Raw genomic sequence first — 12,084 nt, 5'->3', positions numbered from 1 at the left:
CCTAGAAATGGACCAGACACACACCGAATTTTCCTCGCGCTTCGCCATCGATCCAATCACCGCCGCGGCCATGGGAACAGACGAGCTGCGCCACCATTTCCACGTCGAGGGGCTTTTCCAGCCGGGCCTCGTCAGCCTGACCTACACGCATTACGACCGCATGATCGTCGGCGGCGCCATGCCGGTCGACAAGGTCCTGCCGCTCGAGGCGATCAAGCCGACCGGAACCAAGGCTTTCCTCGACCGCCGCGAACTGATCGCCGTCAACATCGGCGGCGCCGGCACCGTCACGGCCGACGGCCTGCCTTACGAATTGGCGGCGCGCGACATGGTCTATCTCGGCATGGGCACTGAGCAGGTGTCGTTCGCCTCGGCGGAGCCCGACAGGCCGGCAAAATTCTACCTGCTTAGCGCACCGGCGCATCGGACCTATCCCAGCCAGTTGATCCGCATCGGCGATGCCAGGCGGCTCGACCTCGGCAGCCAGGCGACCAGCAACGAACGCTCGATCTTCCAGTTCATCCACGCCGACGGCGTCAAGACCTGCCAGCTCGTCGTCGGCATGACGCAACTGGCGCCAGGCTCGGTGTGGAACACCATGCCTTGCCATGTGCATGACCGGCGCATGGAAGCCTATCTTTATTTCGATCTGCCGGAAGGGCAGCGCGTCTTCCACTTCATGGGCGAACCGGACGAGACGCGCCACATCGTCATGCGCAGCGAGGAGGCGGTGCTGTCGCCGGGCTGGTCGATCCATTCGGGCGCCGGCACGTCCAACTACGCCTTCATCTGGGCTATGGCCGGCGACAATGTCGACTATACCGACGTCGACCAGGTGGCGATGGATCAATTGCGGTGAGCGATCTTTCCGCCTTCAGCCTCACAGGCAAGCGCATCCTGGTCACCGGCGCCAACACCGGCATCGGGCAAGGCATCGCCGTGTCGATCGCGCGCGCCGGCGGCCTGGTCGTCGGCATCGGCCGTTCGGCGATGGACGACACTGCCGGGAAAGTCGCCGCCGCGGGCGGCAGCTTCGAAGCGGCAAAGACCGATCTTGGCGACCCGGCCGAGGCAGCCGCCATGCTCGACCGGGTCTGGAGCGAAAGCGGCCCGCTCGACGGCCTCGTCAACAATGCCGGCATCATCCGGCGCGCCGATGCGGTCGACCTGAGCGAGGCCGACTGGGACGAAGTGATGGACATCAATTTGAAAACGGTCTTCCGGCTCTGCCAGAGCTTTGCCAGGCGCGTGCTGGCGCAGCCCGGGCGGCGCGGCAAGATCGTCAACATCGCCTCGGTGCTGAGTTTCCAGGGCGGAATCCGCGTTGCTTCCTATACGGCCTCGAAGCACGGCGTGCTCGGCCTCACAAGGCTGCTCGCCTGCGAATGGGCGGCGAAAGGCATCAATGTCAACGGCATCGCGCCGGGCTATGTCGAGACCAACAACACCGAAGCCTTGCGCGCCGACCCGGACCGCAGCACCGCCATCCTCGGGCGCATTCCCGCGGCGCGTTGGGGCCGGCCCGACGATATAGGCGACGCGGCCGTGTTCCTGCTGGCGCGGGCGTCGGACTATATGCATGGCGCGGTAGTGCCGGTCGATGGCGGCTGGCTGGCGCGGTGAACCTTCTGCCAATTTCGAACGGAAGCTGAACGATGACTGATATCTTTTCCCATGCGGGCGAAAAAGCCTGGGAGCCGACGGCGGACGGCAACAGGCGGCGCGTGCTGGTGCATACCGATGAATTGATGATGGTCGAGTTCGCCTTCGACAAGGGTGGCGTCGGGGCGCTGCATTCGCATCCGCATGTCCAGGCGAGCTATGTCGCCGAGGGCCGCTTCGAGGTCGCCGTTGACGGCCGATCGGAGATCCTCGAAACGGGAAGCAGCTTCATCGTGCCGTCCAATCTCATGCATGGCGTCAAGGCGCTGGAGGCGGGGCGGCTGGTGGACAGTTTCGCGCCTTACCGGGCCGATTTCCTCGGCTAGGACAGGTCGGCGGTTCTACCGAGCGCCGAACTGCACCGGAGCGGTTTCACGCCGTTCCGGCATCGTCGCGTGATCGCGGCGACCTGCCGCGAGCAGGCGGCGCGCGGCATCGAGTATGGCCTCGACCGGCGCGTCGGCGACATAGGCCGAACGGCCTCGCCTTGGCGCCGCGACGACCTCGACCGCATTTGAAAGGGGTCGCCAGCGCTCCATATTGGCGCCGTTGTTGACGATCACCGCCGGCGTCATGACGGCGGCCATGAGATGCGCCAGTCCGCCCTCCATGCCGATATAGGCGACCGCCATCTCGCCCAACGCAAGCAGGAGATCGTCGAAGCTCGTGATGTCTGGCGCCAGTTCCGGGCTGGCTACCTCGAGGCGGCTTTCCTTTGCGACGAGCGCCCGCAACGTCGGTCCGTTGCCGGGCGTCGCCAAGTACAGCACCTGGTAGCCAGCATCGATGAGATTGCCGGCAACGGCCACCACCTGATTTTCGCTCATGCACTTCCTGCCCTGGGCATTGCCGCCAAGCAGGACGAGCGGACGGCTGCAACCGCCGCGCAGCTGGCGCGCCAGGGTCCGCGCGGCATCCGGAACATCGAGCCTGTGGTCGAAAGGCAAATGCCGCGCCGCCAGACGCTCGATGAGCCGATGGTAGCGCCAGGCATTGTGTTCTGGCCGCAGCGTCAATCGCGTGCCCCAGCGCAGCGACAGAAGATGGCCGGCAAAATTCGCTTCGTGGCGGATGCCCCGGCCCGCGAGTTGCAGAGCGGTGAGCATCAGGCCCGGCACGCCGGTCCGCAGATCGACGACGACGGCCTTGCGGCCGCGCGGCGCGAATTCGGCCAGGATGGCGGAAAGCCGCGTGTTCGTCCTGAAGTCATCGACGAGATGCGCGACATGCTTGCGCAGCACATGCGAGAGCGATGAACCGCGCGTGGCGCCGTAGACGACACGGCTTTGCGGAAAGGCCGTCCTTGCCGCCCGCAGGGCCGGAATCCGCAGCAGGCCGTCGCCAAGCGCGTCGTTGCGGGCATAGAAGATCAGCACGGGCGCGGACGAATCCATGGCGAAGGAGGATTCCATTGGTGCGTGATGCCGGAGAAGCGGGATCGCAAGAATTCGTGCAAGAAAGACCGGCAAGCCCCCGGCTGAATCCTGCATGAATATGCTTGGTTTCTTGTATAAGGAAAGCCTGATCCTGTCATCCCGCCAACGCCGGCTGGGTTGGCGATGTCAGGCTCGACATGGCCCGGGCGCTTCCGGCTTCAAACGGCCATTTCGGCCAATGAACCGGGGGTGGCGGCTGGGGCATGTCGTTCTGCGCGATGGGGGTGGATATGCCAACACTCGGGGCGGCTGTCGGTTTTCTGATGGCCCGGTCAAGCAGGGAGCTTGATCGCCTTGTGACGGCCGTCAAAATTCGCTGGCGGTCGAGGCCGAATGCGCGGGCCGCGCGGGCCAACAAGATATTCATAGCCGGGTGCGCGCGCAGCGGAACGACCCTGACGCAACGCGTCATGAAAAGCTTCGAGGATACTTTCGTCTGGCCGCCCGAGGCGCGGCACACGAAATTCTATCTGCTGGACCGCCGGGAAAACAATCTGGTCGTCAAGCGCGATTCCCGGGCTTTCGCCCACCTTGCGAAATTGCGCGCCGACATCGGTCTCGTCTATTGCGTTCGACATCCTTTGGATGTGCTCACCAGCGTGCATCCGCAGACCGCGAAGGAGCGTCGGTTTCACACCACGGCCGACCGCTGGGTGCTGGAATACGATGCGCTGCTGAGCCTGAGAAAGGCGCAGCCGATGCGCGATATTCTCTACGTGCGCTACGAAGACACGATCGCCGACCCCGACGCCGTGCAGCAGCGAATCGCAGATCGGTTCGGGCTCCGCCCGAGAGTGCCGGTGACCGGGGACGGGGAGCGCCCTATCCACACACGCTCGCTGCGCAAGTGGGAGCGCAACGAAGATTATCGCGCCTATCTTCAAGGCCAGCTGTCGCCGGCCGTTCTTGGACCCATGCAGGCCTTCTGTCGCGAATTCGGCTATGACATGCCTGTCTGGACCGGCGGCGCCGGATGAAGCATCTCAGCGCTGCTGCAGCGCCAGGCGTATGCCGAGCGCGCAATAGATGCCGCCGACCACCTTGCCCTGCCATTTCAGCACTGCCGGATTGCGGCGCAGGAAGGAACCCAGGCCGCCCGCGCTGACGGCGAAGACGACCGTGCTGAAGAGCCCGAGCAGGACAAAGATGATGCCCAGCGTCATTAGTTGCAGCACCACGAAACCGGCTTGCGGGTGCACGAATTGCGGCAGGAAGGCCAGGAAGAACAGCGCGGTCTTAGGATTGAACACTTCGGTCAGGATCGCCTGCCGAAAGGCCCGACCCGCGGAAATTGGGAGCGTCCTGCCCGCCAGGTCTGCCGGCGCCTTTTCGAGAATGGCGCGGATGCCGAGATAAACGAGATAGGCCGCGCCGATATATTTGACGATGCTGAACAGCATAGCCGAAGCGGCGATGATGGCCGAGATGCCGACGATGGCCATGACGGTGTGGATCACATCGCCCGCGGCGACGCCGGCGCCGGTGGCGATACCGACCTTCGTGCCCGAGCTCGTCGCCCGCGCGACCGTGAGCAGCGTCGCCGGCCCCGGGATGAAGACGAAGCCGAACACGACCGCGATATAGGTGACGAGCGTGGCGGGGTCGATCATGCGAGGGTTCCTTTTGCATCGGCCGCCGGCAGCGGACGGCTCGAAACCATAGCATCGGAGAATGCGTCGGCGGAACTCTCCAGCCGATGTGCCAGCGATGGCCTTTCGATGACGGCATCGACGTGCGGCGGCAGGTTTTCCGCCAAGCGCGGTTGTGGCCGGATGAGCGCTGCGCTACTCCAAGGCATCACGCGGTGAATCACTTGGCTGGTCTTCACATAAACCCGAAAACGACCTCCTGCCCGGTGTCGGCCTGATGCCGGTACAGGCAGCGGGCCTGCGGGCCGAGGACCACAAGCGGCGCGTCCTGAAGGATGTGTTCGGCTTCGACGATTTTCGCCCCGGGCAGGCGACCGTGATCGAGGCGTTGCTGGCCGGACGGCATGTGCTGGCGGTGATGCCGACAGGTGCCGGCAAGTCGCTCTGCTATCAGGTTCCGGCGCTGGTCAAAGGCGGGCTCACCATCGTGGTGTCGCCGCTGGTGGCGCTAATGCAGGACCAGGTCGCCGCCTTGCGCCTTGCCGGCGTGGCCGCCGACACGATCAATTCCTCGCTCGACCGCGACGCCAATGTCGCGGCCTGGCGCCGTGTCGCGTCCGGACAGACGCGGCTGCTCTATATGGCGCCGGAGCGGCTGATGACGGAGCGGATGCTCGAAGCCCTGTCGCGGCTCGATGTCGGCCTGATCGCCATCGACGAGGCACATTGCATCTCGCAGTGGGGCCCGGCCTTCCGGCGCGAATATGAGGACCTGTCGCGGCTGCGCGGGCTGTTTCCGCAAGTGCCCATCATCGCGCTCACGGCGACGGCGGACGAGGCTACCCGCGCCGATATCGAAGCGCGGCTGTTTGCCGGGCGGGCCGATACCCTGGTGCTGGGCTTCGACCGGCCCAACATCAAGCTGGCGATAGAGCCCAAGCAGGACAGCAAGCGCCAGCTGCTCCGCTTCATCGAGCGTCACCAAGGCAAGAGCGGCATCATCTATTGCCTGTCGCGCCGCAAGACGGAGGAAATGGCGGCTTTCCTGGAGAAGAACGGCGTGCGCGCGCTCGCCTACCATGCCGGCATGAGCAAGGACGCGCGGGAAGCGAACCAGAACGCGTTCATGAGCCTCTCCGGCGTCGTCATGGTGGCGACAATCGCTTTCGGCATGGGCATCGACAAGCCCGATGTCGCCTATGTCTTCCACACCGACCTGCCCGGCAGCCTGGAGGCGTATTACCAGGAGATCGGCCGTGCCGGACGCGACGGCCGGCCGGCGGAAGCGCACATGCTCTACGGCGCCGGCGACATCCGCACGCGGCGGATGTTCATCGACGACGAGGATACGGCGCCCGAGCACAAAAGACGGGGGCATCGCCGGCTCGACACGCTGATCGGCTATTGCGAGACGGCGCAGTGCCGGCGCCAGGTGCTGCTCGGCTATTTCGGCGAGGAGGCGCAAGCCTGCGGCAATTGCGACAACTGCCTCGACCAGGCGCCGCGCGCCGATGGCGGGGTGGAGGCGCGCATCATCCTCGCGGCCGTCGCGCAGAGCGGCGAGCGCTTCGGCGCCGCCCATGTCATCGACATCCTGCTCGGCCATGAGATCGAAAAGGTGCAGGCTAGAGGCCATCAGAAGCTCGCCAGCTTCAGGATCGGCATCATGCACCGGAAACCGGTCTGGCTGTCGCTCATCCGGCAACTTGTCGCCGGCGGCTTCCTGGTGCCGGACCCCGACGGTCATGGCGGCCTCGCCATCTCGGAAGGCGGCCGCGCGCTCGGGCGCGGAGAGGTTACGTTCGAGTATCGTGTCGAAGGCCGGGACCGTCTCGCGCGCGGCAGGAAGCGTGCCGCGCAGGGTTCCGCCATGGGCGGCGAGGGCGTGGACACGTCCCTACTGGCCGCGCTCAAGACGCTGCGGCTGCGGCTCGCCAAGGAACGCCAGGTGCCGGCCTATGTGGTGTTCTCCGACCGCACCCTGATCGACATGGCCGAGCGCCGTCCGCGCGACCTCGACGATTTCGCCGAAGTCAACGGCGTGGGCGCCGCCAAGCTCAAGGAGTTCGGCGAGATCTTCGTGAGCGCGATCGCGGCGCAAGAGGCGAGCGGGTCGAACTGAGGAACGGGCTTTCCTTGACGCGTCACCCCGTCATTCCGCGTTTGCCAAGCAGCATTTCTTGAATTTCTTGCCGCTTCCACAAGGGCACGGATCGTTGCGCCCGACGTCGCGCCAGGGGTTGGTGGCCGGTGTGACGCTGGTGAAGGCCAGGTCCAGCCGTGAGGCTTGCCCATCCTCGTCCTCGTCAAGATCGAAATCGTCGTCGCCGAACTCGAAGTCGTCGTCGTCAAGGCCGCGGGTCCAATCCAGCGCCACAAGGACATCCTCGATATAACTCAGACTGGCGCGATCGAACCGGCCGATGTCGCCGGGTTGCTGCTCGGCTTCCCGCAGGTCGCTTTCGAAATCACTGCGCTCAAGCACATCTTCCGGGATAAGGCCCTCATCCCAGGCGCTGTAGGCAAGCGGAACGAGGTCTCGCAGGGCAAGCATCGCGATGGCTTGCAGCCAGCCGACCCACGCGTAATCCCAGTCGTCGGCCAGCCTCTCTTTGTAGAACCGTTCCACGAAATCCCTTGTCCGGTCGCGCTCGATGCGACCTTCCCAGGTCAAGAAGGTCACCGCGCCAAATGCCGCGTCACGGATGAATTCGTCGGCGGAGCGGTCGGCAATGATGTCGAACAGCGCGCCGGCGTCGCCGTCGAACACGCCTACGATGATGCGCGACAGGGTTTCGGTTATGGCGTCGCCAAGCAGCCGGTCGGCTTCCTTCCCAGGGCGGCGCAGCAGACGCAGCAAGGGTTGGCATGCCTGGGTGTCGCGGGCGCCGCCGAGGATATACACGCCCCTGAAGAGCAGCATCTCTTCATCGTCCGACAAGGGCTGTCCGTTGGCGGCGCGTTCAAGGACAGCGCGCAGCGCAGGCGCTGATTCTTCTATCCTGATCGTGCAGACCGCGATTGCGAGATTCGGCACCTCGCGTTCGGTCGCCACGGCATGGAGATAGCGGTCTATCGGATACAACTCGAAGTCACCGCTGTCGTTGGAGAGCAGCTTTTCCAGATCTTGTTTTTTCATCGCGTCCAGTCGCGTCGATGGAGCCCCGGCCCGGCATGCTATCGATCCTTCAGCCGCCCGGTCAACGGGTGGCGACCAGCCTATTCGCCAATCGATCTGCTTGACTCGACCCTGCAATCGGTTGAGCCGGCTAGAGTGGTTCTTCACAGGAACGGCGAACCACTCTATCCCTTTGTTCTTACGCGATTCCGGACGGAAGGCTGCGGCGAAATCGCCGAGCCCAACCGCCTTTCCTGGAATTGCTCAACGCCAAAGGCACACCCGGACGTCCTTGCCGACATAGCAGGCGCCTTCACGGCGAAGCTCTCCCCAATCGCCTGCCTCGCCGTGCGTGTCGCGAATGTCTGCGTTCGCATAGCCTGCCCAAAGATCGCCGTCCTTGTAGACAACCGCCCAGTAATCTTTCGACATTTCACCGGCCCCGCTATGCGTGTCGGGATAGTCGATACCCGCAAAGACCTGCCGGGGCCCCTGGATGTTGAAATCGCCGCCCTGTTCGATTTGGTAGGAGCATCTTCCGGATATCCGGGTCTGACCGTGAACGACGAGCAGGCAGCGGCCCCATTTATAACCGCTTGGTAGACGATGCTGTGCCGCATGCGAAGGCGAAACGGAAAACGCAATTGCAAGGGCGATCGCGATGGCTCGGCCAGTCAACAGCCGATCCGAAGAGCGACCGGACACCGTTGGATTACGCCCAGAGCGCATGTCGAACGATCCTCCGCAGGACGATCCCCTGAGATCATATTGTTATCGACCATGGTCGGATTTCTGTCACGCGTATGTGTGCCGCTTCACGACCCGGGTATGGATCGATCGAAACGTGGTCTGGACTCGAGGCGTTATAAGTCGGGCGATCCCAGCCCTCCTTCGCTAAAGCCTCGGAGGGCATCCTGCTTCGCACGAAGGATCGTGCTTATCCTGCGAAGCTCGAAGAGCGAAGCAGGGTGGCGGAGAGGGAGGGATTCGAACCCCCGATACCCTTGCGAGTATGCCGCATTTCGAGTGCGGTGCATTCGACCACTCTGCCACCTCTCCGCGAGATCATGGTCGGCCGTTGCCGGCGCGGCGCACTAGATAACGGCTGACCGTTAGAGTTACAAGGCCCTATTCGCCCGATTTCCAGCTTCCGCGAAAAGCGATTGCGACGTTACGGGCTGAAATTTGCCGGCAACGTCGCTCATGCATCTTCAAGGGCAGGCCTGCTTGCCTTGACTCCGGCGCAACCTTCGGTTAGGGACAGCCCGCATTCGGCGTGGAGGCTCTTCCGCGCCGCTTGTTTTTTGAACCCGCAGACTGACAAAAAGACGGCCGAACCGCCTGACGCGGTTCATCGAGGCCGACCGAACAGCGAAAGGCAAAAAATGTTCGCAGTCATCAAAACGGGCGGCAAGCAGTATCGCGTCGCCGCCAACGATCTCCTGAAGATCGAGAAACTCGAAGCCAAGGTCGGCGACATCGTCGAGATCGGCAATGTGCTCGCACATGGCGAGGGCGAGAATGTCACCTTCGGCGCGCCGTTCGTCGATGGCGCTCTGGTCACGGCGGAAGTCGTCGAGCAGGGCAAGAACCGCACCGTCATCGCTTTCAAGAAGCGCCGCCGCCAGAATTCGCGCCGCAAGATCGGCCACCGCCAGCTTTTGACCACCGTCAGGATCGCCGAGATCCTGCTGGGCGGCGCCAAGCCGTCGAAGAAGGCCGCCGCCAAGCCGGAAGCCAAGGCCCCCGAAGCCAAGGCGGAAGTCGCCGCCGAGGCCAAGGCCGAAGCCGCTCCGAAGGAGCCGAAGGCCAAGAAGGAACCCAAGGCAGAGGCCGCCCCGAAGGAGGAGGCTAAGGCTGAGACCGCCGCCGCGCCGCTGTTCAAGGCGCCGAAGGGCGAGCCGGACGACCTGACCGTGATCAAGGGCATCGGCCCGGTCGCGGCGAAGGACCTCGCCGAGCAGGGCATCGTCACCTTCGCGCAGCTCGCCAAGCTCACCGACAAGGATGTCGCCAAGATCGACGAGCACATGCCGTTCAGCGCCGACCAGATCAAGGACTGGCGCGAGCAGGCCAAGGAACTGGCGAAGAAGTAATTCTTCCGGCGACGATCGTCGCCGGTACGGGACTTGAAACGGAACGCGAACGCGTTCATAAGACCATGCAAGCGCCTCAGGGCGCATCGGAGTTAGTCAAATGGCACACAAGAAAGCTGGCGGTTCGTCGCGCAACGGTCGCGATTCGCACTCCAAGCGTCTCGGCGTGAAGAAGTTCGGCGGCGAAGCCGTCGTCGCCGGCAACATCATCATCCGCCAACGCGGCACGACCTGGCATCCGGGCACCAATGTTGGCATGGGCACGGACCACACCCTTTTTGCGCTCGACGCCGGCGCAGTCACCTTCAACAAGAAAGCCAACGGCCGAACCTACGTATCGGTGAACCCGATTACCAAAGCAGCGGAGTAGCCGGTTCCGCACCATAACACCGGCGCCCATCTCGGGAACCGGTGTCTGGCCAGGCCAGGAAAAGGATCAGGAGAGATGGGCTTGCCCTCTCTCCTTTTTCATTTTTTCTTGCCCTGGAGGACTAAAATGGTTGCCGAAGCGGAAGACACCGAAGACGAAAGTTACGCGATCGATTGCCCGGTGCTGGGCACCGAGCGGCTGGTCATGCGCGCCCCGCGCGAAAGCGATCTCGAGCAACTCGTTGCCTTGGCCGACAACCGGCATGTCGCCGAAATGCTGGCCCGCATGCCGCATCCCTATGGCGAAGCCGAGGGCCGCACCTTCCTCGCCATGGCGGCATCGCGCCGCGCCGGCATCGTCTATGCGCTGACGCTTGCCGGCACCGGCACCTTCGTCGGCTGCGCGGGCTTGAACACCACCGATCGCGGGCTGGAGCTCGGCTACTGGATCGGCGAGCCTTACTGGAAGCGCGGTTATGCGACGGAGGCCGCGCATGCGCTGGTCGACCTCGCGTTCCAGAACACTTCGATCCAGGTGCTGCATGCCTCGACCCGGGTGATCAATCCGGCCTCGCGCCGCGTCATCCACAAATGCGGCTTCCAGTATGCCGGCCAGGGCATGCTGAACTCGATCGTCGCCGGCCAGGTGCCGGTCGAGCGCTACCGGCTCGACAGGAAGACATGGACCAGTCTCAGGAACTGGGTGCATTTTTGACGATTGCTTCACAGGGCTGAGCAAGCGCCCCCTCACCCGGATTGCCAACCGAATTGCGAAGAGCAATTCGGGGCAATCCGACCTCTCCCCTCGGGGAGAGGAGCAGGTAAGCGCGGGCGCCAACCTCTTCTCCCCTCGGGGAGAAGGTGGCCGCGTAGCGGCCGGATGAGGGGGAGTTCAGAACTCAGCCCAGCTCCGCCCAGAGCGGCAAGTGGTCGGAGCCGATGGCGTCCCGGTCGGACCACAGGCGCTGCAGCGATCTGGCCAACGAGGCGCTGGTGAAGATGTAGTCGATGCATTTGTGGCGGCTTTTGTCGCCGGGGCGGTTGGGGTCGACCCAGGTGACGAGGTCGGCGACGGCCAGGCGCTGGGCGACGTCGACGGCAAGATCGGCGGTCAACGGCATGCCGAACTCATGGTCCGGGCGGCCTGCGAGCTCGACATATTCAGGCGATCCCGTCAGCATGTTGAAGTCGCCCATGACGATGAAGGCTTCCGGATAGGGCAGGTCCGGCAGGCCGATCTCGGGAATGCCCGACAGACCGCCGCCTTCCAGCGTGTAGTTCAGCAGGCGCTGGCGCAGGAAGCGGATCTGGCCCTGGCGCTCGACCGGGCTGCGGTGGTCGAGATGGGTGGAATAGAAGCGGATGAAGCCAAGCGGCGTCTCGATCAGCGCCTCGAGCGCGCCGCGCTGGAAGTTCATGGTCTCGAGGCTGCGGCTGCGCGGCAAAAGGAGATTGCGCGACAGATGGATGGGCGTCTTCGACAGCACCATGTTGCCGAGCTGGAAGGAGGTCGAGACGGCACGGCCGTTCTCCAGGCGCGAGCCGATATTGACCTCGAAATTGCTGCCATAGGCGGCAAAATAATCGGGCAGCGCCTCGCCGATCTCGGCCACCATGTCGCGATCGCCGTTGCGCGGATTGTTGCGGGTCACCTCCTGCAGCGCGATCACATCGGCACCGCGTACCGCATCGGCGATGCGGCCAAGATCGTATTTGCCGTCGAGGCCGATGCCGAACTGGATGTTGTAGGTGACGATCTTCATTCGAGCATTCCCCCGACCCTGGCTCGCGAACAGTGCTACTGCGTCTTTTGC

General features: G+C 64.1%; 13 protein-coding genes and 1 tRNA gene. 8 read left to right on the top strand and 6 right to left on the bottom strand.

Annotated features, from left to right (window positions below; genetic code table 11):
• Positions 1 to 7: 7 nt before the first annotated feature.
• The 3 genes from kduI to FJ956_RS14885 are packed head-to-tail and all read left to right on the top strand — an operon-like array spanning position 8 to position 1,988.
• Positions 8 to 859 (top strand): 5-dehydro-4-deoxy-D-glucuronate isomerase, encoded by an 852-nt coding sequence (gene kduI / locus FJ956_RS14895; protein ID WP_140684170.1) that lies wholly within the window; start codon positions 8 to 10, stop codon positions 857 to 859.
• Positions 856 to 1,623: a 2-dehydro-3-deoxy-D-gluconate 5-dehydrogenase KduD gene (kduD, locus tag FJ956_RS14890; protein ID WP_140684168.1), complete on the top strand. Its 768-nt coding sequence runs from the start codon at positions 856 to 858 to the stop codon at positions 1,621 to 1,623. Before kduI ends, kduD begins: the two co-directional genes overlap by 4 nt.
• Positions 1,624 to 1,655: 32 nt before the next feature.
• Positions 1,656 to 1,988 carry a cupin domain-containing protein gene (locus FJ956_RS14885; protein ID WP_140684166.1) on the top strand — a complete coding sequence of 111 codons (333 nt, stop codon included), beginning with the start codon at positions 1,656 to 1,658 and terminating at the stop codon, positions 1,986 to 1,988.
• A 15-nt stretch (positions 1,989 to 2,003) separates the two neighbouring features.
• Here the strand turns inward: FJ956_RS14885 and FJ956_RS14880 are convergent, their stop codons facing one another.
• Positions 2,004 to 3,056: a glycosyltransferase family 9 protein gene (locus tag FJ956_RS14880; RefSeq protein WP_181170383.1), complete on the bottom strand. Its 1,053-nt coding sequence runs from the start codon at positions 3,054 to 3,056 to the stop codon at positions 2,004 to 2,006.
• A 245-nt stretch (positions 3,057 to 3,301) separates the two neighbouring features.
• Between FJ956_RS14880 and FJ956_RS14875 the strand changes: the two genes are divergently transcribed.
• On the top strand, positions 3,302 to 4,075 hold the full coding sequence (locus FJ956_RS14875; RefSeq protein WP_246672229.1) for a sulfotransferase: 774 nt from the start codon (positions 3,302 to 3,304) through the stop codon (positions 4,073 to 4,075).
• 6 nt (positions 4,076 to 4,081) lie between these two features.
• On the opposite strand, the gene FJ956_RS14870 is transcribed toward FJ956_RS14875, so the two are convergent.
• Positions 4,082 to 4,708 (bottom strand): LysE family translocator, encoded by a 627-nt coding sequence (locus FJ956_RS14870; protein WP_140684162.1) that lies wholly within the window; start codon positions 4,706 to 4,708, stop codon positions 4,082 to 4,084.
• Between the two features lie 256 nt (positions 4,709 to 4,964).
• On the opposite strand from FJ956_RS14870, the gene recQ reads away from it, so the two are divergent.
• Positions 4,965 to 6,809, top strand: coding sequence for a DNA helicase RecQ (gene recQ, locus FJ956_RS14865; RefSeq protein WP_140684160.1), 1,845 nt, complete (start codon positions 4,965 to 4,967; stop codon positions 6,807 to 6,809).
• Positions 6,810 to 6,839: 30 nt separating this feature from the next.
• Here the strand turns inward: recQ and FJ956_RS30865 are convergent, their stop codons facing one another.
• The 3 genes from FJ956_RS30865 to FJ956_RS14850 all read right to left on the bottom strand — a co-directional run bounded on the left by FJ956_RS30865 (position 6,840) and on the right by FJ956_RS14850 (position 8,864).
• Complete coding sequence (locus FJ956_RS30865; RefSeq protein ID WP_246672228.1) at positions 6,840 to 7,826, bottom strand: DUF1186 domain-containing protein; 987 nt, start codon at positions 7,824 to 7,826, stop codon at positions 6,840 to 6,842.
• A gap of 243 nt (positions 7,827 to 8,069) precedes the next feature.
• On the bottom strand, positions 8,070 to 8,483 hold the full coding sequence (locus tag FJ956_RS14855) for a hypothetical protein (protein WP_140684158.1): 414 nt from the start codon (positions 8,481 to 8,483) through the stop codon (positions 8,070 to 8,072).
• A 291-nt stretch (positions 8,484 to 8,774) separates the two neighbouring features.
• Positions 8,775 to 8,864 (bottom strand) — tRNA-Ser (locus tag FJ956_RS14850).
• 326 nt (positions 8,865 to 9,190) lie between these two features.
• Here FJ956_RS14850 and FJ956_RS14845 point away from each other — a divergent pair.
• The 3 genes from FJ956_RS14845 (at position 9,191) to FJ956_RS14835 (ending at position 10,985) form a co-directional block, all read left to right on the top strand.
• The gene (locus tag FJ956_RS14845) at positions 9,191 to 9,901 is read left to right on the top strand and encodes a 50S ribosomal protein L21 (protein ID WP_140684156.1); all 711 of its coding nucleotides are present in this window, start codon (positions 9,191 to 9,193) and stop codon (positions 9,899 to 9,901) included.
• A gap of 100 nt (positions 9,902 to 10,001) precedes the next feature.
• Positions 10,002 to 10,271: a 50S ribosomal protein L27 gene (rpmA, locus tag FJ956_RS14840; RefSeq protein WP_140646513.1), complete on the top strand. Its 270-nt coding sequence runs from the start codon at positions 10,002 to 10,004 to the stop codon at positions 10,269 to 10,271.
• A 126-nt stretch (positions 10,272 to 10,397) separates the two neighbouring features.
• Complete coding sequence (locus FJ956_RS14835; protein ID WP_140684154.1) at positions 10,398 to 10,985, top strand: GNAT family protein; 588 nt, start codon at positions 10,398 to 10,400, stop codon at positions 10,983 to 10,985.
• Between the two features lie 184 nt (positions 10,986 to 11,169).
• On the opposite strand, the gene FJ956_RS14830 is transcribed toward FJ956_RS14835, so the two are convergent.
• Positions 11,170 to 12,033, bottom strand: coding sequence for an endonuclease/exonuclease/phosphatase family protein (locus tag FJ956_RS14830; protein WP_140684152.1), 864 nt, complete (start codon positions 12,031 to 12,033; stop codon positions 11,170 to 11,172).
• Positions 12,034 to 12,084 lie beyond the last annotated feature (51 nt).

Origin of the sequence: Mesorhizobium sp. B2-4-3 (assembly GCF_006442815.1) — a bacterium.
In the GTDB taxonomy this organism is placed as follows: domain Bacteria; phylum Pseudomonadota; class Alphaproteobacteria; order Rhizobiales; family Rhizobiaceae; genus Mesorhizobium.
The sequence above is the reverse complement of the archived record's forward strand: the minus strand, read 5'-3'. Positions and strand labels throughout refer to the sequence as shown.

Coding starts and splice junctions, on each gene's coding strand:
- kduI (WP_140684170.1), top strand. CDS start 8: ATGGACCAGACACACACCGAATTTTCCTCGCGCTTCGCCATCGATCCA.
- FJ956_RS14885 (WP_140684166.1), top strand. CDS start 1,656: ATGACTGATATCTTTTCCCATGCGGGCGAAAAAGCCTGGGAGCCGACG.
- FJ956_RS14880 (WP_181170383.1), bottom strand. CDS start 3,056: ATGGATTCGTCCGCGCCCGTGCTGATCTTCTATGCCCGCAACGACGCG.
- FJ956_RS14875 (WP_246672229.1), top strand. CDS start 3,302: ATGTCGTTCTGCGCGATGGGGGTGGATATGCCAACACTCGGGGCGGCT.
- FJ956_RS14870 (WP_140684162.1), bottom strand. CDS start 4,708: ATGATCGACCCCGCCACGCTCGTCACCTATATCGCGGTCGTGTTCGGC.
- recQ (WP_140684160.1), top strand. CDS start 4,965: ATGCCGGTACAGGCAGCGGGCCTGCGGGCCGAGGACCACAAGCGGCGC.
- FJ956_RS30865 (WP_246672228.1), bottom strand. CDS start 7,826: ATGAAAAAACAAGATCTGGAAAAGCTGCTCTCCAACGACAGCGGTGAC.
- FJ956_RS14845 (WP_140684156.1), top strand. CDS start 9,191: ATGTTCGCAGTCATCAAAACGGGCGGCAAGCAGTATCGCGTCGCCGCC.
- rpmA (WP_140646513.1), top strand. CDS start 10,002: ATGGCACACAAGAAAGCTGGCGGTTCGTCGCGCAACGGTCGCGATTCG.
- FJ956_RS14835 (WP_140684154.1), top strand. CDS start 10,398: ATGGTTGCCGAAGCGGAAGACACCGAAGACGAAAGTTACGCGATCGAT.
- FJ956_RS14830 (WP_140684152.1), bottom strand. CDS start 12,033: ATGAAGATCGTCACCTACAACATCCAGTTCGGCATCGGCCTCGACGGC.